At 67.7% G+C, this 19732-nt stretch carries 18 protein-coding genes and 1 tRNA gene; 8 read left to right on the top strand and 11 right to left on the bottom strand.

Going from position 1 to position 19732, the window contains the following annotated elements; translation table 11 throughout:
• Positions 1 to 16: 16 nt before the first annotated feature.
• Together DB30_RS34350 and DB30_RS34345 are read right to left on the bottom strand one after the other, a co-directional pair.
• The gene (locus DB30_RS34350; protein ID WP_052557137.1) at positions 17 to 691 is read right to left on the bottom strand and encodes a hypothetical protein; all 675 of its coding nucleotides are present in this window, start codon (positions 689 to 691) and stop codon (positions 17 to 19) included.
• A 31-nt stretch (positions 692 to 722) separates the two neighbouring features.
• Positions 723 to 1649, bottom strand: coding sequence for a MerR family transcriptional regulator (locus DB30_RS34345; protein ID WP_052557135.1), 927 nt, complete (start codon positions 1647 to 1649; stop codon positions 723 to 725).
• A gap of 103 nt (positions 1650 to 1752) precedes the next feature.
• Between DB30_RS34345 and DB30_RS34340 the strand changes: the two genes are divergently transcribed.
• Positions 1753 to 3306, top strand: a complete 1554-nt coding sequence (locus DB30_RS34340; protein WP_052557133.1) for a phytoene desaturase — start codon at positions 1753 to 1755, stop codon at positions 3304 to 3306.
• Positions 3303 to 4310, top strand: a complete 1008-nt coding sequence (locus DB30_RS34335; protein WP_052557131.1) for a phytoene/squalene synthase family protein — start codon at positions 3303 to 3305, stop codon at positions 4308 to 4310. Before DB30_RS34340 ends, DB30_RS34335 begins: the two co-directional genes overlap by 4 nt.
• Here DB30_RS34335 and DB30_RS34330 read toward each other — a convergent pair.
• From DB30_RS34330 to DB30_RS34320, 3 genes are all read right to left on the bottom strand, one after another.
• Positions 4282 to 4692: an anti-sigma factor family protein gene (locus tag DB30_RS34330; RefSeq protein ID WP_052557130.1), complete on the bottom strand. Its 411-nt coding sequence runs from the start codon at positions 4690 to 4692 to the stop codon at positions 4282 to 4284. The genes DB30_RS34335 and DB30_RS34330 overlap by 29 nt on opposite strands.
• Before the next feature lie 62 nt (positions 4693 to 4754).
• Entirely contained in the window at positions 4755 to 5528 is a 774-nt protein-coding gene (locus DB30_RS34325; protein WP_052557128.1) for a sigma-70 family RNA polymerase sigma factor, read from the bottom strand.
• 144 nt (positions 5529 to 5672) lie between these two features.
• The gene (locus DB30_RS34320) at positions 5673 to 6539 is read right to left on the bottom strand and encodes a prenyltransferase (protein ID WP_052557126.1); all 867 of its coding nucleotides are present in this window, start codon (positions 6537 to 6539) and stop codon (positions 5673 to 5675) included.
• Between the two features lie 176 nt (positions 6540 to 6715).
• Between DB30_RS34320 and DB30_RS34315 the strand changes: the two genes are divergently transcribed.
• The 3 genes from DB30_RS34315 (at position 6716) to DB30_RS34305 (ending at position 9680) form a co-directional block, all read left to right on the top strand.
• Complete coding sequence (locus DB30_RS34315; protein WP_052557125.1) at positions 6716 to 7717, top strand: ArsA family ATPase; 1002 nt, start codon at positions 6716 to 6718, stop codon at positions 7715 to 7717.
• 16 nt (positions 7718 to 7733) lie between these two features.
• Positions 7734 to 8936 (top strand): ArsA family ATPase, encoded by a 1203-nt coding sequence (locus DB30_RS34310; protein WP_052557123.1) that lies wholly within the window; start codon positions 7734 to 7736, stop codon positions 8934 to 8936.
• A 93-nt stretch (positions 8937 to 9029) separates the two neighbouring features.
• Positions 9030 to 9680, top strand: a complete 651-nt coding sequence (locus DB30_RS34305) for a PH domain-containing protein (protein WP_052557121.1) — start codon at positions 9030 to 9032, stop codon at positions 9678 to 9680.
• Positions 9681 to 9696: 16 nt separating this feature from the next.
• Here the strand turns inward: DB30_RS34305 and mtnA are convergent, their stop codons facing one another.
• From mtnA to DB30_RS34285, 4 genes are read right to left on the bottom strand one after another with little or no spacing between them, the layout of a single operon-like run.
• Entirely contained in the window at positions 9697 to 10758 is a 1062-nt protein-coding gene (gene mtnA, locus DB30_RS34300) for an S-methyl-5-thioribose-1-phosphate isomerase (protein WP_052557218.1), read from the bottom strand.
• Between the two features lie 10 nt (positions 10759 to 10768).
• Positions 10769 to 12283: an Asp-tRNA(Asn)/Glu-tRNA(Gln) amidotransferase subunit GatB gene (gene gatB, locus DB30_RS34295; RefSeq protein ID WP_052557119.1), complete on the bottom strand. Its 1515-nt coding sequence runs from the start codon at positions 12281 to 12283 to the stop codon at positions 10769 to 10771.
• Positions 12283 to 13836, bottom strand: coding sequence for an Asp-tRNA(Asn)/Glu-tRNA(Gln) amidotransferase subunit GatA (gene gatA, locus DB30_RS34290; RefSeq protein WP_146661905.1), 1554 nt, complete (start codon positions 13834 to 13836; stop codon positions 12283 to 12285). The genes gatB and gatA overlap by 1 nt, the downstream gene beginning before the upstream one ends.
• Positions 13799 to 14086 (bottom strand): Asp-tRNA(Asn)/Glu-tRNA(Gln) amidotransferase subunit GatC, encoded by a 288-nt coding sequence (locus DB30_RS34285; RefSeq protein WP_052557117.1) that lies wholly within the window; start codon positions 14084 to 14086, stop codon positions 13799 to 13801. The genes gatA and DB30_RS34285 overlap by 38 nt, the downstream gene beginning before the upstream one ends.
• Before the next feature lie 208 nt (positions 14087 to 14294).
• Here DB30_RS34285 and DB30_RS34280 point away from each other — a divergent pair, with 208 nt between their 5' ends.
• Positions 14295 to 15281 (top strand): hypothetical protein, encoded by a 987-nt coding sequence (locus tag DB30_RS34280; RefSeq protein WP_146661901.1) that lies wholly within the window; start codon positions 14295 to 14297, stop codon positions 15279 to 15281.
• Positions 15282 to 15288: 7 nt separating this feature from the next.
• Here the strand turns inward: DB30_RS34280 and DB30_RS34275 are convergent, their stop codons facing one another.
• Together DB30_RS34275 and dnaJ are read right to left on the bottom strand one after the other, a co-directional pair.
• Complete coding sequence (locus DB30_RS34275; RefSeq protein WP_165704080.1) at positions 15289 to 16110, bottom strand: site-2 protease family protein; 822 nt, start codon at positions 16108 to 16110, stop codon at positions 15289 to 15291.
• Positions 16111 to 17545: 1435 nt separating this feature from the next.
• Positions 17546 to 18652 (bottom strand): molecular chaperone DnaJ, encoded by a 1107-nt coding sequence (gene dnaJ / locus DB30_RS34270; RefSeq protein ID WP_052557112.1) that lies wholly within the window; start codon positions 18650 to 18652, stop codon positions 17546 to 17548.
• Between the two features lie 167 nt (positions 18653 to 18819).
• Between dnaJ and DB30_RS34265 the strand changes: the two genes are divergently transcribed.
• Positions 18820 to 19479 (top strand): hypothetical protein, encoded by a 660-nt coding sequence (locus DB30_RS34265; protein ID WP_052557111.1) that lies wholly within the window; start codon positions 18820 to 18822, stop codon positions 19477 to 19479.
• Between the two features lie 143 nt (positions 19480 to 19622).
• Positions 19623 to 19716: transfer RNA gene (locus DB30_RS34260), tRNA-Sec, on the top strand.
• The last annotated feature ends 16 nt before the right edge of the window (positions 19717 to 19732 follow it).

The raw sequence follows: 19732 nt of genomic DNA, 5'->3' as shown, positions 1-19732 counted from the left end.
TGTTCAGCTCGGGCAGCTACTTCGCGGCCACCGGCCAGCCCGCGTCGAGCAGCGACTTGCAGGTCTCGTTGGCCTTGATCTTCGTGTAGCGAAAGCTGCCCTTGCTCCGCTCGAAGCTGTCTTTGGCCATGCCCGCGAGGCACTTGGTATCGGCGCCCAGGATCTTCTGACGCACGCTGAGCGTGACCTCGCCGTAGATCGGGCTGCCTTGATCATCACCAAAGCCGCGGGCGTTGGTCGTGGTCTTGTTGGTCACGTGCAGGTTGCCGCTGCACACCGGCGCGTCCACGTACACGCGCATGCCGGGCTCGCCGTCTTCGTCGATGTCTTCTTCGCCCCAGTTCACGGTGCCGGTCATCGTGAAGTGCGGCGTGCCTTCTACGCGCTCGAACACCAAGCTCGAGTCGGGGAGCGCGTTGACATCGACGTAGACCTTGACGCCGCCGATGTCGGCATAGTTGACCTTGCAGGCCCGCTGGTCGATCTCGATCGAGTGCTCCGAGCGACGGACCCGGGCCAGCGTGTAGGTGTCCATGCGGGTCTGCAGGGTCCCGAGCACGGGGACCTCGCGGGTGCCATACACGACCTGGTGACCGGCCCAGTGCTCGGTCTTGATCACAGCGGCCTGGGCCTGATCTGCGGGTGAGACCGCCGGTGAGACCCCCGAGAGAAGCGGAGAGCTGAGCAGCACAGCGCTCAAGGTAGCGAAGATCAATTTCGGTTCATCCCTTGCGTGCGCGCTGTGAGGTCCCGGCTCCCGCGGTGGCCGAGTCGATCAAAGACTCGAGCTGGTCCAGCGGTTGCGTGCCGACGACAATACCGCCGGAAGCTTCAACCATCTCGCGAAGTTGATCAGATCCCGCGCCCCCGACGATCCAGGGCACACTTTGGGCAGCCTCGGCGTAGGCGTCGACCAACTCACGCCCGCGATGGGCGGCGAGCTCCATCGACTGCGACAGGCACACCAGCGCGGGCTGTATGCTGTCGACCGCATGACGGATCGCCGAAGGCGGGGTCCGAGCCCCGAGCACCAGCGGCCGGAATCCCCACTGGACCAGGGCGAAGGCCACCCCGTACAGTGGCAGGGCGTGGTCCTCGTCCGCGCAGCAAGCCAGGATCACGTCCGGGGCCGAGCTCGCTGGATCGACCAAGCGCAGCATGTCGCGCGAGACCCCGAGCATCGCCTCGGTGGCCATGTGCTCCTGAGCAACCGAGAAGCTGCCGTCGTGCCAGCGATCCCCAACGCTGCGCATGGTCGGGCCAAGGACCCGCTGGTAGACGGTGGAGGCCGAGCCGAGGAACATCACGTTGCGTACCCCGCGCTCGACCCCGCGCGGATCAAAGTCCTCGATCGCCGCCAAAATTGTGTCGCGGCCGCGGCCGTAGGGGTCGGCCTCGACCGGCGTGCTGCTCGCACTTTGTTCCCGCTGGACCACGCGCGCAGCCTCGGCGGGCGCCATGCCACCATCGCAGAGCTCCTTGAGCCGGCGGATCGAGCTGACGTCGTAGTCGCTGAACAGCCGGTACGACGAGTCGCTCCGCTCTGGCGACGGGATCCCGTAGCGGCGCTCCCACGCGCGCAGCGTGGCGGCTGGCACGCCCGTCATCTCGGCGACGGTCTGAATTCGATACTTGCCCCGATTGCTCATCGGCTTGGCTCCAAATCGAGGTGCGATTTCAGGCTATGACAAGCACGCGGACCAGCACTTGTCAAAGGTTGGTTCACCAACTGCCCGAAACACGCCAAGGATCATGCAAACCTTGAACACTCGCAGTTCAGACGCCGAACAAGCGACCAAGCCCCACGCGATCGTGATCGGCAGCGGCTTTGGGGGCCTCGCGGCCGCCGTCCGGCTTGGCGCGCGCGGCTATCGAGTCACCGTGCTCGAGCGCCGGGATCAGGCCGGGGGTCGAGCCTACGTCTACCGGCAAGACGGCTTCGTGTTCGACGGCGGGCCCACGGTGATCACCGCGCCGTTCTTGCTCGAAGAGCTGTGGGAGCTGTGCGGCAAGCGGATGGCCGACAGCGTCGACATGCGCCCGGTCTCTCCGTTCTATCGGGTCCGCTTCCACGACGGCCAGGTGTTCGACTACCAAGGCGACGCCGAGGTGATGCGCGAGCAGATCCACGCGTTCAACCCGGCCGACGTCGCCAACTACGAGCGCTTCTTGGCCATGTCCAAGCGGATCTTCGAGGTTGGGTTCGAGCAGCTCGCCGACGAGCCGTTTGGCAGCGTGCTCGACATGCTGAAGATCACCCCGGCGATGATCCGCCTGCAGAGCTACCGCACCGTCTACAGCCTGGTCGCGCGCTACATCGAGGACGAGCGCCTGCGCCAGGTGTTCTCGTTTCATCCCTTGTTGGTCGGCGGCAACCCGTTCAAGACCACGTCGATCTACACCTTGATCGCGTTCTTGGAGCGCAAGTGGGGCGTGTACTTTCCGATGGGGGGGACCGGCACGCTGATCAAGGGCCTGGTTGCGCTGATCGAGGACCAAGGTAGCGAGCTGCGGCTCAACACCGAGGTCGAGCAGATCACCGTAGAAGCGGGCCGCGCGACCGGGGTCCGGCTGAAGTCGGGCGAGCAGCTCAGCGCCGACATCGTGGTCTCCAACGCGGACTCGGCGTTCCTCTACAAGAACCTGGTCCCGGCCCAGTACCGGCGCCGCTGGACCGACAAGAAGCTCGAGCGCACGCGCTACTCGATGAGCTTGTTCGTCTGGTACTTCGGCACCAAGCGCAAGTACGAGGACATCGCCCACCACACAATTTTATTGGGGCCGCGCTACCGGGGCCTGCTCGACGACATCTTCGAGCGCAAGGTCCTGGCCGAGGACTTCTCGCTGTACCTGCACCGGCCCACGGTCACGGATCCCTCGCTGGCGCCGGACGGCTGTGACGCGTTCTACGTGCTGTCACCGGTGCCGCATCTCGACAGCGGCACCGACTGGGAGCAAGAGCGCGAGCGCTACCGAGCGAAGATCTCCAAGTACCTGTCGGACACGGTCATGCCAGGCCTCGAGGACCAGATCGCCAGCTCGCACATCTTGGATCCGATCGGCTTTCGCGACGAGCTGCTGTCGTTCAAGGGCGCGGCGTTTGGGGTCGAGCCGGTGCTGACGCAGAGCGCGTATTTTCGGCCGCACAATCAAAGTGAGGAGATCGACCGGCTGTACCTCGTTGGCGCCGGCACCCACCCAGGCGCGGGCGTGCCGGGGGTGCTGAGCTCGGCCAAGGTGCTCGAGAAGGTGATCCCCGACGCGCAGACGCTGATCGCCGAGGGGCTGCGGGCGCCAGCGACATGAGCGAGCGCTTCACGCCAGCGCCCGTGCGCAGCGGCGACTATTCGGGTGACCCGCGGGCGCCAGCGGCGAAGGCCGACATCGAGGCGTGCAAGCAGATCCTCGCGGCCGGCAGCAAGAGCTTCGCGGCCGCCTCGTTGTTGCTGCCCAAGCGCATGCGCGGGCCGGCGGCGGCGTTCTACGCGTTTTGTCGGATCGCGGATGACCTGGTCGACTTCAGCGATGACCCAAGCGCCGCGGTCACCGAGCTTGGGGCACGCTTGGATCGGATCTACGCAAACACCCCCGACGACGACCCCGTAGATCGGGCGTTCTCGCGAGTCGTGCTTGGCCACGCGATCCCGCGGACGATCGTGGACGCGCTGATCGAGGGGTTCGAGTGGGACGCCGACGAGCGCGACTACGAGACCCTGCCCGGGCTGTTGGGCTACTGCGCACGGGTAGCGTCGGCGATCGGCGTGGTCATGACCTTGCTGATGGGCCCCCGCGAGGCCCGGACCCTCGCCCGGGCGTGCGACCTGGGGGCGGCCATGCAGCTGACCAACATCTGCCGCGACGTGCTCGAGGACGCCGAGCGCGGGCGCCTGTATCTGCCGGCGGCGTGGCTGCGCGAGCGCGGGATCGATCCGGGCCACTTCGTGACGAACATTCACGACTACGCTGGGGATCCGCGGGTCGCCGAGACCATCGAGGCGTTGCTGCGCGAGGCTGACGAGTACTACCTGCGCGCCAACGCGGGCCTGGCGATGCTCCCTCGCGACTGTCGCCCCGCGATCCGGGCGGCGAGCTTGATCTACAGCGACATCGGCCGGGTGATCCGCGAGCAGGGCTGCGATCCGATCCAGGATCGCGCCCACACCAGCAAGGCCCGCAAGCTGTGGCTACTGCTGCGGGCCTGGGTCCGACGAACGCCGCCGAGCCTCGCCGTGCATGCAGACGCCCCGGTGATCGACGCGTGCGCGTACTTGGTGGACGCGATTAGTCAGCCACAGGCGCTTCGTCCGTAGCGTTCTTCTTGGCCTTGGTCGCGCTGGGATCCTTCTCGATCTGCGCGTCCTCGCGCTCGATCTCCAGCATCAAGAAGGTCGCCGCGATCACCAGGATCACCAGGATGCTCAGCACCTGAAACGGCAGCGAGACCAAGGACAGCGTGCCATCGGGCCCCGCGCGGCGACGCCGGAGCTTCTTCGACAGCTTGTCGTAAAAGTCCGGCGGGGCTTCGACGTCGGGCAGGTCGCGCACGACCGAGAGGATCTTCTGCAGATCCTCGATCTCGCGCCGGGCGTCGGGCGAGTCGTCCAGATACTTCTGGAACGACTCCGCGTCGCCACCCTCGAGCGCGTCGTCGAGGTAGGCGGTCATCAGCTCGGCGTTGGAGTCGGCGGCCATGGTGTTCAGCGCTCGGTTAACTTTAGTCCGGGGTTGGGTCAGGTAAAGCGGTTTTTGCGGGCTCACTCGAGATAGGGCTGAAGTCGGATCTTCAGGGCCAGCCGCGCGCGGTGCAGGCGACTCTTGAGGGTGCCCTCTTGCAGGCCCGTGATGTTGAGGATCTCCGCGTAGGTCAGCCCCTGGATGTCGCGCAGGACGATCAGCAGGCGGTGCTCGGGCTCGAGCTGGGCGATCTCGGCTTGGATCGCGCGCTCGAGCCGGTTGGCGGTCATCGTGGCTTCGGGCCCAGGAACGGCGCTCTGCAGCGCGACGATCGGGCCGCCATCTTCGCCGCGAGTGTGGGCCGCGGGGGTCTCGTCGATATCGGACGCGCGGTGAAAATTGCGGCCCTTGAGATACTTGATCCGGTTCTTGCAGGTGTTCGACGCGATCCGATACAGCCAGGTGTAGAACCGACCTTCGCCGCGGTAGTTGGCGATCCCGCGGTGGACCGAGATGAACACCTCTTGGGCGATGTCCTCGGCTTCTTGGCGGTTTCCGATCATGCGAAACACCAGGCCGAAGATCCGATCTTGATAGGTTTGGACCAGCTCTTGAAAGGCCCGCTCGTCGCCTTGTTTGAGCCGTCGGACCAGGCGGCGGTCGCGGGCGTCCCGGGCGGCGCGGGCCTCTTCGCTCTCGGGCTTGCCCCGGAACCGCCGCTTGGTCTGGGGCGTGGCCGCGGGCGCCTGCGCGGGGTTGGCCGGCTCCACGGACTCGGGCGCCGCGGCCTCTGGCGGGGCTGCGTCACCGGCTGGCTCGTCGGTGCGGCTGTCTGCGTTCACTTGCGCGTACACGGGTCGCTTCGGGCCCGGTGACACCCGACCCGTGGTCAGGTTCCCAACAGCCGGAGATCCGGCGCGACGCTTGGATCATCCGCGCCAAGACCCTCCACGGTCAAGCCGCGTCTCGCGAGGTTTCGGACCCAGGATCGGGCCTTTCTAGACCAAGCTCTGGCCCAAGCTCTGAACCAAGCTCTGAACCAGGGCCGCAGCCATCCAGGTCAGCATGGCCAGGTTTGCCGCGCCAGCGCCCAGAAACACGAAGCGCAGGCACTCGCCGCGGTTGCCCGCGTCGGCCGAACCGAGCATCCGCGCGGCCGCGAGCACGGGCACCAGCGGGACCGCGATGATCATTGCGACGCCCCACCAGGGCAGGCCACCGACCACCAACCACCCGAAGCCGATCGCAACCGCGAGCATCTCCAACGCGTGGCGGCGGGCGTCGAATTGGCCGTGGCGAACCGCGTAGGTGCGCTTGCTCGCGGCTCGGTCCCCGGGGTAGTCGGGCAGCGAGGTCAGCAGGTTGCCGACGTAGCCAAGCAAGAAGCAGGGCAGCAAGCCCAACCACGGCAGGGCTTCGAAGCTGCCGGCCTGCGCGTAGAAGCCAATGACCGGCAGCAACATGCCAACCCCGACACCCTGCAGCAGCTCGCCGTGCCCCCGGTAGGACAGGCGCAGCGGCGCGAAGCTGTAGGCCCACAGCAACCCGGCGCCACCAAGCACCAAGACCGGCAACCACCACAGCTGGTGGATCAGCGCCAACACCAGCGCGACGACGAGCATCGCGGCGAGCATGATCCAGGCGGCCTTGCGCAGCGCCTCGGGCGCAAGCTTGCCCTCTTGGATCACCCGCGAGCCACCCGAGAGCACGGTGGGGGAGGGGTTGATCGCGTCGGCCTCGCGGTCGGCGAAGTCGTTGGCGAACACGATGAACAGCTGGTCCAGCACGCCCAGCAGCTGCACGCCGCCGAACAGCGACCACGAGAAGCTGCCATGCACCGCATAGGCCAAGACCTGGCCCAGCATGAGCGGTACCGCGACATTCGCCGCGGCCAACGGGCGGGCGGCTTGCACCCATGCGCCCCACGGCGACACCGAGGGCACGGTAGGCGCGAGTCGGACGCGACGCAAGCCGGTCACGCGCCAGCGCGCTGGGCTGAGGTTGTGTTCGGACGGGGGCTGGGTTAACAGCTCCGCTACCCGTGAACCTCAGCGCCACATCGCTGCTCGACCGGCGGCTCCTGATGTTCACCGGGAAGGGTGGGGTCGGCAAGACCACGCTGGTCGCCGCGCTCGCGTGCGAGGCCGCGCGGCGGGGTCGTCGGCCGCTGATCGTCGAGCTCGGGCACCGGGCCTCGATGGAGGCGGTGTTTGAGGTCGACCATATCGGCTACGAGCCGCGCGAGGTCGGCCGCGGCGTGCATGCGATGAACCTCGACTTCGACTCGGCGCTGGCCGAGTACTTCGAGGAGCACATCCCGGTCAAACGGGTCGCGCGGACGGTGATCCGCAACAAGACCCTGCAGAAGTTCTTTCACGCCGCGCCCTCGGTCTCCGAGGTTGCGACGCTCAACAAGCTCAGCGCGCTCGAGAGCGAGCGGACCGCGACGGGCGGCCTGCGCTGGGATCCGATCTTCGTCGATCTCGACGCGACCGGTCACGCGATCATGCTGCTCAACCTGCCCTCGGTCATGGACGGGCTGATCGGCGATGGACCGATGCGGCGCCTGGTCGATGGGTTCTCGAGCCTGCTCACGGATCCTCACCGCACGATCTTGAACTTGGTGACGCTGCCGCTCGAGCTGCCCGCGCAAGAGACCGTCGAGCTGTACCAGCGGCTGCGCGAGCACCATGACGTCGAGCTGGGCGTGCTGTTCGTCAATCAGGTCCCATCGCGCCCGCTGGGACCCGCGCAGGCTGGGATGCTGGATCGCCTGGAACACCGCGCGCGCGAGTTCGGCATCGACACGCTGGTTGACGACGTTGCGATCGCCCGTCGCGCGATGCGTTACCACGTCAACGCGCGCTCGCAGATCAACCGGATGCAGCGTGACATCGACATGCCAATGGTCGAGCTCCACAACATCGCCAGTCGCGTGCTGAACCTCGACACCATCGCCGAGATCGGCGAGTCGACCTTCGCCCTGCTCGACAGTGGGCAGCAGCGCGAAGAGACCCACGTGGGCGCGGCGCCGCGTCGCTAGGATCAGCAGACACGAGATGAGCGAGACCACAGGCATCGACGAGCTGCTCATGCGCCAGCGCCTGCTGGTTGCGATCGGGCCGGGCGGGGTCGGCAAGACCACCGTGTCGGCCGCGATCGCCCTGCGCGCGGCCGAGCTGGGTCGACGCACGCTGGTGCTGACGATCGATCCCGCCAAGCGGCTCGCCGACGCGCTGGGTCTGACCGAGCTCGAGGATCGGATCCGCGCGGTCCCAACCGACGAGCTGCGCAAGCGCGGCGTCGAGGTCAAGGGCGAGCTCTATGCGGCGATGTTCGACAACGCCGCGAGCATGGACTCGCTGATGAAGCGCGTGGCCCCCGACGCCGAGACCCGCGACAAGGTCCTGCGCAACCGCGTGTACCGAGCGATGGCAGGCACCTTGGCCCGCAGCCACGCGTACCTGGCGATGGAGCGGCTCCACCAGGTCATGAACTCGGGCCGCTATGATCTGGTGATCCTGGATACCCCGCCCGCTCGCAACGCGCTGGACATCCTCGACGCGCCGTCTCGCTTGGCAACCTTCTTGGAGGAGGGGGTGGTCAAGTGGTTCGTCCCCAACAAGGGCCGCGGCCTGCGGGCGCGGCTGATGCAGGGGTCGGGGGCGGCGGCGACCAAGCTGTTCGAGGTGGTTGTTGGCAAGGAGCTCGCAAGCGAGACAATCGCCTTCTTCGAGGCCTTCTACAGCATGCGCGAGGGCTTCCATACCCGGGCCTCGGCGATCCAAGGCATGCTGCGCGCGCGCGATACCAGCTTCGTGTTGGTCAGCTCGGCCGACGCCACTCACCTCGCCGACGCCGAGGCGCTGGCTGCTGGGATCAAGGCTCGCGGGGTCCGGATCGACGTCGCCGTGTTCAACCGCGCGTACGAGCGCTTGACCCACGCGGACCCGCTGGCGATCGTCAGCTCTGCGGGCGTGCTCGACAGCCCAACGACGATCCGGCTGCTGTTTAGCGATGAGCTGCACCGGTCCGAGCGCGACACGATGACCGCCTTGCTGACCAGCCTGCACATGGTTCGCACGCAGGCGGCCGCCAGCAACCAGCGGGCGCTCGACTCGATCCGCAAGCTGTCGCAGCTGCTGCCAAGCGACGCGCTGGGGCTGATCATCGCGCGGCTCGACGGGGACATTCGGGATCTGCCGGGGCTCCACGCGCTTGGGCCCTATCTGGCGGCCACACGCTCGCTGCACACGACGTGACCAAGCCAGCTGGCGATCCAGCCATTCATTCGTCCATCGCCCAAGCTAAAAATAGCCTGACGTTGGCGCGCGGATCCGTCTAACGTAGGCGACATGAACCAGCCGCCGGACAACCCGCCGAGCAACGGGACCCCCCAACGGCAGGGCCAGCCGCAGGGCCAAGCGCAAGGCCAAGCCCGCGCCGTCGCGGCGCCGCCGTCCGGATCCGTGGCCCAGCCAGGCGGCGGCGATATTTTGTACACGGGGATCGCCAAGCACAGCGCGGCGCTCGGCGGCTACCTCAAGTGGGCGGGTGTGTCGGTGCTTGGCGGGGCCGTGGCGATCGGGCTGAACATGGCGGACATCGGCATCCCGGGCTGGGCGCTGGGGCTGTTTTGGTTGATCGGGCTGCCCGGTATTCTGTGGGTCTACCTGGTTCAGATCTCGAGCAAGTACAAGATCTCGCTGCGGCGAGTCGAGACCGAGCACGGCGTGCTCGCCAAGCGAGTGGATTCGCTGGAGCTGTGGCGCGTCCTCGATGTCGAGTACACGCAGTCGCTCGTGGATCGCGTGTTCGACAATGGGCGGATCAGGTTGATCAGCACCGACAAGACCAACCCGGATCTGGTGATTCATGGGCTGCCAGATCATCGCAAGCTGTTCGAGCAGCTGCGTGAGGCGGTCCAGAACGCGCGGCACACCAACCGGCCGATGGAGCTGGTCGGGGGCCAAGAGTTTGGCGAGGGCGTCAACGAGATGATGTAGACGCCCCGGCACTAGCTCAGAGCCCCGCCAGCTCGGCGGGGGTGAAGACGCCTCGCTCGGTGATGATCCCGGTGATGAGCTCCGCCGGCGTCACATCGAAGGCGGGGTTGCGGACGGGGACGTTTGCGGGGGCGCGGAGGGCAGCGCCGTGGACACGGACCTCGTCGGCGTCGCGCTCCTCGATCGGGATCTCGGCGCCCGTGGCGAGCGAGAGATCGATCGTGGTCACGGGGGCAGCCACATAAAAGGGGATGCCGTGGTGCTTGCACAGGACGGCGACTGTATAGGTGCCGATCTTGTTGGCAGCGTCGCCGTTGCGCGTGATCCGATCGGCGCCAACGATCGCAGCTTGGATCTCGCCGCGGGCCATCATGGCGCCGGCCATGTTGTCGCAGATCAGCGAGCAGGGGATCTGATCGTGGACGAGCTCCCACGCGGTCAGCCGCGAGCCCTGCAGCAGCGGGCGGGTCTCATCAACGAACACGTGCAGCTTGGTGCCGCTGGCCCACGCGCTGCGGATCACACCGAGCGCGGTGCCGTGGCCAGCGGTCGCGAGCGCGCCGGTGTTGCAGTGGGTCAAGATCCCGCCAGGTGGGAGCTTGGGGGCCCCATGAGCGCCGAGCTCGAGGCACGCGCGTAGATCCGCGCGAACGTGTTGCTCGGCCGTCGCCCGCAGGATCTCACGCAGGCGCGCGACGCTGGTGTCGGGGTCGCGGTCGAGCTGCTCCGTGACCGCGACGCGCTGCTGCTCGAGCGCCACGAACAAGTTCACCGCCGTTGGTCGGGTGTTGGCCAGGCGCTCGCTGGCGGCCCACAGCGCGACGAGGAAGTCGGCGCGGGTCTCGGGCATGCCAAGGCTGACGACGTACAGACCGATCGCAGCCGCGCAGCCGATCGCCGGGGCGCCGCGGACCGTGAGGGTCTCGATCGCAACGGCGATGTCCTCGAGCGCGCTGAGCTCGAGCCATACCTCGTCGGCTGGGAGCGCGCGCTGGTCGAGCAGGATCAAGGCGCGACCGTCGACGCGCAACTGCACGGGCCGGAGGCCCTGATAGTTCTCGGGGTTGGTATCGAACATCACGGTGAACTCACGGCTCCTGGGTCTTGGCGAGCTGCTCGAGCACGGCCTCGAGCGCCTGCTGGACGACCTGCGGGTTGGCTTGGCCCTTGGACACGCGCATGACCTGGCCCACGAAGAAGCCGCGGACCTTGGCCTTGCCGGCCAGCAATTGCTCGAGCTGCTGCGGGTGGGCGTTGACGATCTCGCGGACCATTTGAGTGATCGCGGCCTGGTCCGAGACCTGGCGGTAGCCGTCGCGCTCGATGATCTGCGCGGGTGACTGGCCGGGCTCGGCGAAGATCTTGGCGAGCACTTGTTTGGCCGCGCGGCCCGAGATCGTGCCGGCCTCGACGTGGCCGATCAGCTCGGCGAGCGCGGCCGGGCTGACCGGGCACCCGGCGAGCCGACCGCCGGTGTTGTCCCCGTCGTCCAAGCCCTCCGCGTGATCCGTCTTGAGCAGCTTGAGCAGCTCACCGGTGACCCAGTTGCAGACGACCTTGGCCAGCGACGGGTCGTTGCAAGCAGCCAGCGCGGCGTCGAAGTAGTCGGCCAGCTCGTGGTCGGCCGTGAGCACCCCGGCGTCGTAGGCCGACAGGCCCAGCTGGACCAGCGCACGCCGGCGCGCCCACGGCAGCGCTGGCAGCGACGCCTTGGCAGCGGCGATCCATGCGGCGTCGATCGACAGCGGCGGCATGTCGGGCTCGGGGAAGTAGCGGTAGTCGGCCGCGGCCTCCTTGGTGCGCATGACCTTGGTCTGATCCCGACCGGGGTCGTAGCTCATGGTCGACTGGATCACCGCCTCGCCAGCGTCGAGCAGATCTACTTGCCGGCGGATCTCGGCGTTGATCGCCGCCTCGATGAACTTGAACGAGTTGAGGTTCTTGATCTCGCAGCGAGTCCCGAGCGCGGTCGCCCCGACCGGCCGCAGCGAGACGTTGGCGTCGCAGCGCAGCGTGCCCTGTTCCATGTTGGCGGCGCTGATCCCCAAGTAGCGAACAATTGTCCGTAGCTCGCGGACATAGTCGGCGGCCTCGGCCGCGCTGCGCAGCGCGGGCAGCGAGACGATCTCGACCAGCGGGGCGCCAGCGCGGTTGTAGTCGATCAAGCTGTACTCGCCCGCGTGGGTGTTCTTGCCGGCGTCCTCTTCCATGTGGATGCGCAGCAGCGGGACCCGCCGGGTCGCGAGCGGGTCGTCTGGCTGATCGTGATCGGGGATCTCGATCGCCCCGCCCAGCGCGTAGGGTTGGTCGGCCTGGGTGATCTGATAGCCCTTGGGCAGATCCGGGTAAAAGTAGTGCTTGCGTGCCCAGCGTGACAGCGGCGGGATCTCGCAGCCCACCGCGAGCGCGAGCCGCAGCGCGTGCTCGACCGCCGCGCGGTTGGGCACGGGCAAGGTCCCCGGCAAGCCCAGGGTGTAGGCGTCGATCTGCGTGTTGGGCTCGTCGCCGATCGAGTACGCGCAGCCGCTGAACATCTTGGTCGCGGTTGCGAGCTGGCAGTGAACCTCGAGCCCGATCACCACTTCGTAGTCGGCCCTGGCCATCAGCTTCCGCCTCCGCTCGCGGGCGGGCGCTCGAGGTGCCAGCGGTTCGCGGCCTCATGGGCGGCGGCGACCCGCAGCAGCGCGGGCTCGGCCAGGCGCGGGCCGATCAGCTGGAGACCGATCGGCAGGCGCGGGGCGCTGGCCGTGAACCCGGCGGGGATCGAGATCGCGGGCAGCCCGGCCAGGTTCGCACCGATCGTGAACACGTCGAGCAGATACACCGCGAGCGGGTCGTCGACCTTGGCGCCGATCCGCCAGCTTGGCACCGGGGAGGTTGGGCTTGCGATCATGTCGCAGCGCGCGAACGCAGCGGCGTAGTCCTGGGCGATCAAGCTGCGCACTTTCATGGCCCGGCCGTAGTAGTCGGCGTAGGAGTCCGCGCGCAGCACGAAGGTCCCAAGCAAGATCCGCCGCGCGACCTCGGCCCCAAACCCATCGTGGCGGGTGGCCTCGTAGGTCTCGCGCAGGCTGGGGCGGTCGCGGCGTAGTCCGTAGCGAACCCCGTCGTAGCGGGCCAGGTTGCTGCTGGCCTCGGCGGTGCACAGCACGTAGTAGGTGGCGACGGCGTGCTCGAAGTGCGGGAGCTCGATGTCGATCACGCGGGCGCCCGCGTCGGCGAGCTGCGCGAGGCTGGCCTCGAACCGGTCGCGGACCTGTGGAGCGAGGCCGTCGAGCTCGAGCGCGCGGCGATGCAGCCCGATCGTCGTGCCCGCGAGCTGGCCTTGCGCGCCCGCGTCGACGGCCGCGAGGTAGTCGGGCACCGGCGCGTCGAGGCTGGTGCTGTCGCGCGGATCCACGCCCGCGAGCACGCCCAACGCCAGCGCCGCGTCGCCGACCTCGCGGGTCATGGGTCCGGCCTGATCCAAGCTCGACGCGAAGGCGATCATCCCATGCCGCGAGACCCGGCCGTAGGTTGGCTTGAGCCCAACTAAATTACACAGGCTCGCGGGTTGGCGGATCGACCCGCCGGTGTCGCTGCCCAGACCGAGCGCGCAGCTGCGAGCCGCGACCGCGGCCGCGGTCCCGCCCGAGCTACCGCCCGGCACGTGGTCCCGCGCCCAGGGGTTGTGGACGGGCTCGAAGGGGGTGTTCTCGTTGGCCGAGCCCATCCCAAATTCGTCCATCGAGAGCTTGCCGAGCAGCACCGCGCCAGCGTCGGCCAAGCGCTGCGCGTGCGTGCCCTGATACGGCGGGACCCACCCGGCGAGGATCGCCGAGCCGCAGGTGGTCTCGACGCCCTGGGTCACGAAGATGTCCTTGAGCGCGACGGGGACCCCGGCCAGCGGACCGAGCGAAGCACCCGAGGCCCGGGCCCGATCAACCGCCTGTGCCTGGGCCAGCGCGAGCTCGGAGGTCACGCAGCGATAGGCGTGGAGCGCAGGCTCGGTCGCGTGGATCTGCTCGAGGTAGGCCCGGGTCACGTCGAGCGACGAGAGCTCGCCGTCGCGGATCCCCTTCGCCAGCGCGCGGGCGGATCGGCCCAGGATGTCATCGCTTGCGCTCACGACCGGGCCGCTAGTCCTTGAACTTGGGGACCGCCACCAGGCGATCATGCGCGAGCGGGACGCCGGCCAGCGCTGAGTCCACGTCCATGTCCGCGCGCTCGATGTCATCGCGCAGACCAGATCGCACCTGCTCTGCCGGAAGGTACTCGGGCACACCCTCGACATCGACGGCTTGGAGCCCGCGGATGTAGCCAAGGATCGTCTCGAGCTGTGCGCCGAGCACCTGGGCTCGTGCTGGAGGGAGCTCGAGGTGCGCCAGCCTCGCTAGCTCGCCCACGAGCGTGTCGTCGTTCGCCATGCTGGGGCCAGGGTAGAGCAGGCGCGCGCATGGTTTCCATAGGGTGGGCGGCAACTGGTTTCTGGACCAAATGGTGGCGATTGCTCGGCAAATCCGAATTCCGCGCCGATCGTTTCGCCCGGGCGGGGATCGCCCACCCAGCGCGAGCCGCAGGCCAGATCTCTCCGCTTTGCTGACACTTTGGCGGAGCCGCGTTATCTCTAAGGTCATGCCGACGTCCCACCGCGCTCGGATGTCGCCCGCGAGCGCCTCGTGCACCCTCGCGGTGTTCGGCCTCGTGATGGTGGGGGCGCTGCTCGGTTGCACCGAAGATCCAACAGAGACCGGGCGCAGCTCGATCGCGGAGGTCAGCGCGAGCGACGACGCGGTGAACGGACACCTCGGCCGCGTGCACCTGGTGCTGCAGCCGCGACCCGACGAGATCGAGCCGGAGCCGCAGCTGCAGATCCACGCGCGCTTCGTCGAGTACCACGGTGTGTCGGAAGACTTCGTGCGCGCGCGGACCAACCTGCCCTTGCCGGTTTGGGATCAGCTCGTCGTTGGCCAGTGCATCGCAAGCGAGAAGCTGCTGCCGATCGCCACCGCCCCGCGTGCAAGTGGTCAGCGCGAGCTGTCGCTGGTCGACGCGGGGGATCTGCGGATCCTGCTTGGCAGCCGCGAGCTCGTCGCCCCGCTGGCGCTGGTGCCCGACATCTTGCCGTGGCTCTCCGGCGTCGAGTATGCCCACGTCGACGATCGGATCCCGCGGCTGGCGGTCGAACCCGACGGGACCTCACCGATCTTGGTCAGCGTTGACGGCTCGCCCGACGGCGGCCTCGAGGCGTTCTCGGCCTCGGTCGCGGTCCCCGTTCCGCTGGTGCTCGACACCGCCACCGTCGCCAATGATCGCCTGACGATCGACTGGCGGCCCCCCGGCCACAACCCGCAGACCATCGTGCTGCGGCTGCAGGCGTTCACGCCTGGCGAGGACGGCGTCAGGGAACCAACCGGCGAAGAAGTCACCTGCCTCGTGTCCGACACGGGTCGAGCAGATCTCGCCCTTGGCCCGCTCGCGGGCGCCGGGCTCGGAGCGGAAGCGGAGCTGCTGCGGGTGAGCGCGAGCCGCTTCGACACCCTGCGGATCAACGCCGGCAGCTTTGGCAACGTCGATGTGTTCGTCGAGCTGCGCGCACAAAAGACGTTGCCGCTGCTGTGACGCGCGCTCAGCCGCGCCAGACGTAAAAGACTTGGTCGCGGCTTGCGTGGTCACGACTTGGCGGTGGGCCTGCGAACGCTTGGACCCGCTCGAACGCTTGCCGCTGCTGAACCTGATGGCGCACGCTCGCCAGCTCGCGGCCGGCCGCAAACCACACGAACGCGGCGACCAGCACCAGCACGGGGTTGCCTCCGAACAGACCCCAGGCGCCAAACCCCACCGCCAAGAAGCGACCGAGCTTCGCGGCGAGCTGCGTGGCGCGGAGCTGCCCAACGCGCTTGCTTGCCAGCGCCCGGAACACCCGACCGCCGTCCATTGGGAACGCGGGCACGAGGTTGAACAGGCCGAGCATCAGGTTGGCCCACACGAGGCCAGACAGCACGACCGACACCAGCCCGCCAGCGCCAAACGAGCCAAGCGCGAACCCAGCCAGCGCGAGCGCGGCGGCGATCCCGAGGTTGACCGCTGGCCCCGCCGCCGCGATCCACAGCTCCGCGCGGGGATCACTTGGCGAGCGCTCGAGCTCGGCGACGCCGCCGATCGGCAGCAAGGTGATGCGGCGCGTCTCGATCCCGAACCGCCGTGCCACCAGCGCATGGCCAAATTCGTGGAGAAGGACGCAGGTGAACACCGCCAGGGCAAAACCCAGACCAAACAACACCGCGAGGCTGGAGTGAGCGGCGCTCCACGTGGAAAATCCGATCCACACCAACACCAGCGCAAAGCTGGCGTGAATGCGAGTCGGAATGCCCAAGATGCGGCCCAGGTGCCACGACCAGCGATCACGGCGGTCAGCGGCGGTGGGTTTGCTGAAGAAGGGATGATCCACGCCCACACGGTAGGTCCGCGATCGCGTCAGGCAAGCGGCGCGCGAGGTGTGGATCCGCCGCGAGCCACGAACACTTTGGCCGAGGCCGGCCCGCGCTGCTACGATCAAATTGTCGCTTCAGGCACCCGGCACAGGAGGTATTGATGATCGAAACTTCAGCCGCGATGACTACCCCTCCCCACCACAGGGCGGCCAACGCCGTGGAAGGAGGCACCTCCTAGTCCCGGGTAGGGCGGCCGGCCCACCAGCGAATTCGCCGCCGCCTCCCACCGATCACACTCCTGACACGGGCACGCGCCCGTGAACAACGGGCTCCCCAAACGCAGCGGAGCCACCAACCACCCCGGCCGACACGTTCGGCCAACGCGTCAAGCCCCGCGATCGTCGACGCGTCACATACCAAACCGAGGCCCGCGGGGGCCCCGACACGAGGAACCGGCACAGCCCGGAGCGACCCAAGGGAGAGGATGAGCCTCTCCCTTGTTCAATTCTTAAGCCCCCCCTTCTAAGACCCCCCTGGCCGCCTTCGCACTTCGCGGTCACTCGCTCCGCTCGCTCCCATGGGGCTGGCTGTTCGCGGGGGCATCATTGGCCCCCTCGAAGGGGGCTTTTCTACCTAAGACCCCCACAGCCGCCTTCGCACTTCGCGGTCACTCGCTCCGCTCGCTCCCATGGGCTGGCTGTTCGCGGGGGCATCATTGGCCCCCTCGAAGGGGGCTTTTCTACCTCCCGCCGTCGTCTTCGTACTTCCTACGATCCCCGCCGAGCAGTCCCTTTCTTCGCGGTCACTCGCTCCGCTCGCTCCCATGGGCTGGCTGTTCGCGGGGGCATCATTGGCCCCCTCGAAGGGGGCTTTTCTACCTCCCGCCGTCGTCTTCGTACTTCCTACGATCCCCGCCGAGCAGTCCCTTTCTTCACGGGCCCGGCCCAGGGCGAGCGACCGCGGAGTGCGAAGGCGACCGGGGGTCTTGGGAAGTGCGAAGACGGCCGCGGGGCGTAGAAAAGCCCCCTTCGAGGGGGCCAATGATGCCCCCGCGAACAGCTAGCCCCATGGGAGCGAGCGCAGCGAGTGACCGCGAAGTGCGAAGGCGGCTGTGGGGGTCTAAGGTAGAAAAGCCCCCTTCGAGGGGGCCAATGATGCCCCCGCGAACAGCCAGCCCCATGGGAGCGAGCGCAGCGAGTGACCGCGAAGTGCGAAGGCGGCTGTGGGGGTCTAAGGTAGAAAAGCCCCCTTCGAGGGGGCCAATCATGCCCCCGCGAACAGCCAGCCCCATGGGAGCGAGCGGAGCGAGTGACCGCGAAGTGCGAAGGCGGCTGTGGGGGTCTTAGGTAGAAAAGCCCCCTGCGAGGGGGCCAATCATGCCCCCGCGAACAGCCAGCCCCATGGGAGCGAGCGCAGCGAGTGACCGCGAAGTGCGAAGGCGGCTGTGGGGGTCTAAGAAAACAGTGAGCCGAGCAGGCCTTTTTTCTTGGCGGCCACATCCAGGCCCATCTCTTTGGCGAGCGCGCGCAGCTTCTCGTCTTGCTCGGTCGTCAGCTTCTTGGGCACCGTGACCTTCACGCGGACGTGTTGGTCACCCTTGCCGCGCGAGCCGAGCACGGGGATGCCTTCGCCGCGGCGGGTGATGATGGTCTCGGGCTGGGTGCCCGGTTCGATCTCGAGCTCGGTCTCGCCGGTGAGCGTGGGGATCGTGACCTTGGTGCCGAGCGTGGCCTGGAACATCGAGATCTCGATCTCGCTGAAGATGTCGTACTCCTCGCGCTCGAACCGAGGATCGGGCTGCACTCGCAAGACGACGTAGAGGTTGCCCGCCGGTCCGCCCATGGCGCCTGGCTGGCCGCCGCCCGGGACCCGCAAGGTCTGGCCGTCGTCGACGCCGGCCGGGATGCGAACGGTCAGCGTGCTCTCTTTTTGGACCGCGCCGCTGCCCGAGCAGCTGTGACATGGGGTCTGGATGATCTGTCCGCGACCGCGGCAGCGCGGGCAGGTGGTCTGCACGCGAAAGAACCCCTGCGCGTGAATGACCTGGCCCCGGCCGTTGCAGTCGGGGCATGCGGTTGGCGAGGTGCCCGGCTCGGCGCCGCTGCCATCGCAGGTGTCACACTCGACCCGCTTGGGCACGGTGATCTCGTGCTCGCTGCCCTCGACGGCCTCCATGAAGGGGATCTCCATGGCCATCTTGAGGTCCGCGCCGCGCTGCGGTCCGCCGCGGCGGCGGCCGCCACCGGCGAGGTTGCCGAACAGGTCCCCGAACAGGTCACCAAAATGGGCGAAGATCTCGTCGGTCCCCGAGAAGCCTTGAAAGCCGGCGCCCCGCGGACCTTCGTGGCCAAACTGATCATACAGCTGACGCTTTTGATCGTCGCTGAGCACCTCGAACGCCTCGGCACACTCCTTGAACCGATCTTCAGCGGCCGGATCGTCTGGATTGCGATCCGGGTGAAACTCCATCGCTTTCTTGCGATAGGCTTTCTTGACCTCGGTCGCGCCAGCGTCACGCGAGACTCCCAGCACTTCGTAATAGTCGCGTTTTGCGGACACCGCGCGCGAAGCTAAGGCTGCCTAGCTTGTGTGTCAACCAGCGCTGTTGCGCGCGGTGTCGCTGAGCGGGACGCGCTCGAGAGACGGCGGGATGCGCTCAGTTCCAAGTCGCTGTGGTATGGTCCCGGGCCCCGATTGGGGGAGTGCCCGCCCACCAGAGAAGCGTCATGTCCAGCTCCCGCGTTGTCACCACCGTCGCTGTCGTCGTCGTCTCACTCGCCACCTCGTTTGCGAGTGGTTGCAAGGCGGAAGACACCCGCTTGTTCGACGAGACTGGCGTCTGGACCCTCGAGAAGTTCACGCTCGATGGGAGCCCCTACCAGGACATCACGCAGGGTCGCAAGAACCGGTTCTTGCTGCGCTTCATGCCCACGCCCGGAATCGAGCCCCCCGACCTCATGGGTGGGCTGGTCGCCGCCGCGTCCTGCCACGAGATGGGCACGATGATCGACATCAAGGGCTCGACCTGCGTCAACGCTGGGCTCTCGACCTGGGACTGCCAGTGCTTCGCCTACACCTTCGAAGAGTCGAAGATGGTCTGGCAAGAATTCGATCCCGGCCAACCGCCGCCGGTCGTGGGCGTGCCGCCCGCTGACGACGAAGGTGGCGCAGAGTTTGGTGACGCCCACGCGATCGAGGTCTCGGCGTTCGGCAGCTCGAGCTCGACCTTCGAGTTCTATTCGCTGCCAGCCGGCTTGTTCAACAGCGACGGCGAGAACGCCCGGCACGTGTTTCAGCTCAAGGCCGACAGCGTGTGGACCGACGTCGACATCAACGGCGACGACGTCCCGGACCTCGACGAGTGCTCGGCGTCTTGCTTTCCGTGATTCGCTAGCGCGCCGATGCGTTCGCTGCCCGGGGTGAACGGTGTGAACGAATGCGTCCGCAAGCGGGCGAGGAGCTTTGGCCCGAGCTGAAAACAGCTTGGAGTCGCTAGGCATCGGGCCGATCCGGGGCTATCGTCGCGGGTGGAAGTGCATGGCCCGCTGGTGCGGCCCCCGGTCTTCAAAACCGGTGTGGGGCGCGAGAGCGTCCTGGGCAGGTTCGATTCCTGTGCATTTCCGTTTGGTCTGGTCCAGT

The organism is Enhygromyxa salina (assembly GCF_000737335.2).
GTDB lineage: Bacteria > Myxococcota_A > Polyangia > Nannocystales > Nannocystaceae > Plesiocystis > Plesiocystis salina_C.
This window is presented reverse-complemented; position numbering and strand designations above follow the sequence as displayed.

Excerpts from the sequence above, each read along its gene's own strand:
- DB30_RS34280 (WP_146661901.1), top strand. The coding sequence starts at position 14,295 with ATGCCGACGTCCCACCGCGCTCGGATGTCGCCCGCGAGCGCCTCGTGC.
- DB30_RS34320 (WP_052557126.1), bottom strand. The coding sequence starts at position 6,539 with ATGCTGGGCCAGGTCTTGGCCTATGCGGTGCATGGCAGCTTCTCGTGG.
- DB30_RS34310 (WP_052557123.1), top strand. The coding sequence starts at position 7,734 with ATGAGCGAGACCACAGGCATCGACGAGCTGCTCATGCGCCAGCGCCTG.
- DB30_RS34285 (WP_052557117.1), bottom strand. The coding sequence starts at position 14,086 with ATGGCGAACGACGACACGCTCGTGGGCGAGCTAGCGAGGCTGGCGCAC.
- gatB (WP_052557119.1), bottom strand. The coding sequence starts at position 12,283 with ATGGCCAGGGCCGACTACGAAGTGGTGATCGGGCTCGAGGTTCACTGC.
- DB30_RS34335 (WP_052557131.1), top strand. The coding sequence starts at position 3,303 with ATGAGCGAGCGCTTCACGCCAGCGCCCGTGCGCAGCGGCGACTATTCG.
- gatA (WP_146661905.1), bottom strand. The coding sequence starts at position 13,836 with ATGATCGCCTGGTGGCGGTCCCCAAGTTCAAGGACTAGCGGCCCGGTC.
- DB30_RS34345 (WP_052557135.1), bottom strand. The coding sequence starts at position 1,649 with ATGAGCAATCGGGGCAAGTATCGAATTCAGACCGTCGCCGAGATGACG.
- DB30_RS34305 (WP_052557121.1), top strand. The coding sequence starts at position 9,030 with ATGAACCAGCCGCCGGACAACCCGCCGAGCAACGGGACCCCCCAACGG.
- DB30_RS34265 (WP_052557111.1), top strand. The coding sequence starts at position 18,820 with ATGTCCAGCTCCCGCGTTGTCACCACCGTCGCTGTCGTCGTCGTCTCA.
- DB30_RS34340 (WP_052557133.1), top strand. The coding sequence starts at position 1,753 with ATGCAAACCTTGAACACTCGCAGTTCAGACGCCGAACAAGCGACCAAG.
- mtnA (WP_052557218.1), bottom strand. The coding sequence starts at position 10,758 with ATGTTCGATACCAACCCCGAGAACTATCAGGGCCTCCGGCCCGTGCAG.
- DB30_RS34330 (WP_052557130.1), bottom strand. The coding sequence starts at position 4,692 with ATGGCCGCCGACTCCAACGCCGAGCTGATGACCGCCTACCTCGACGAC.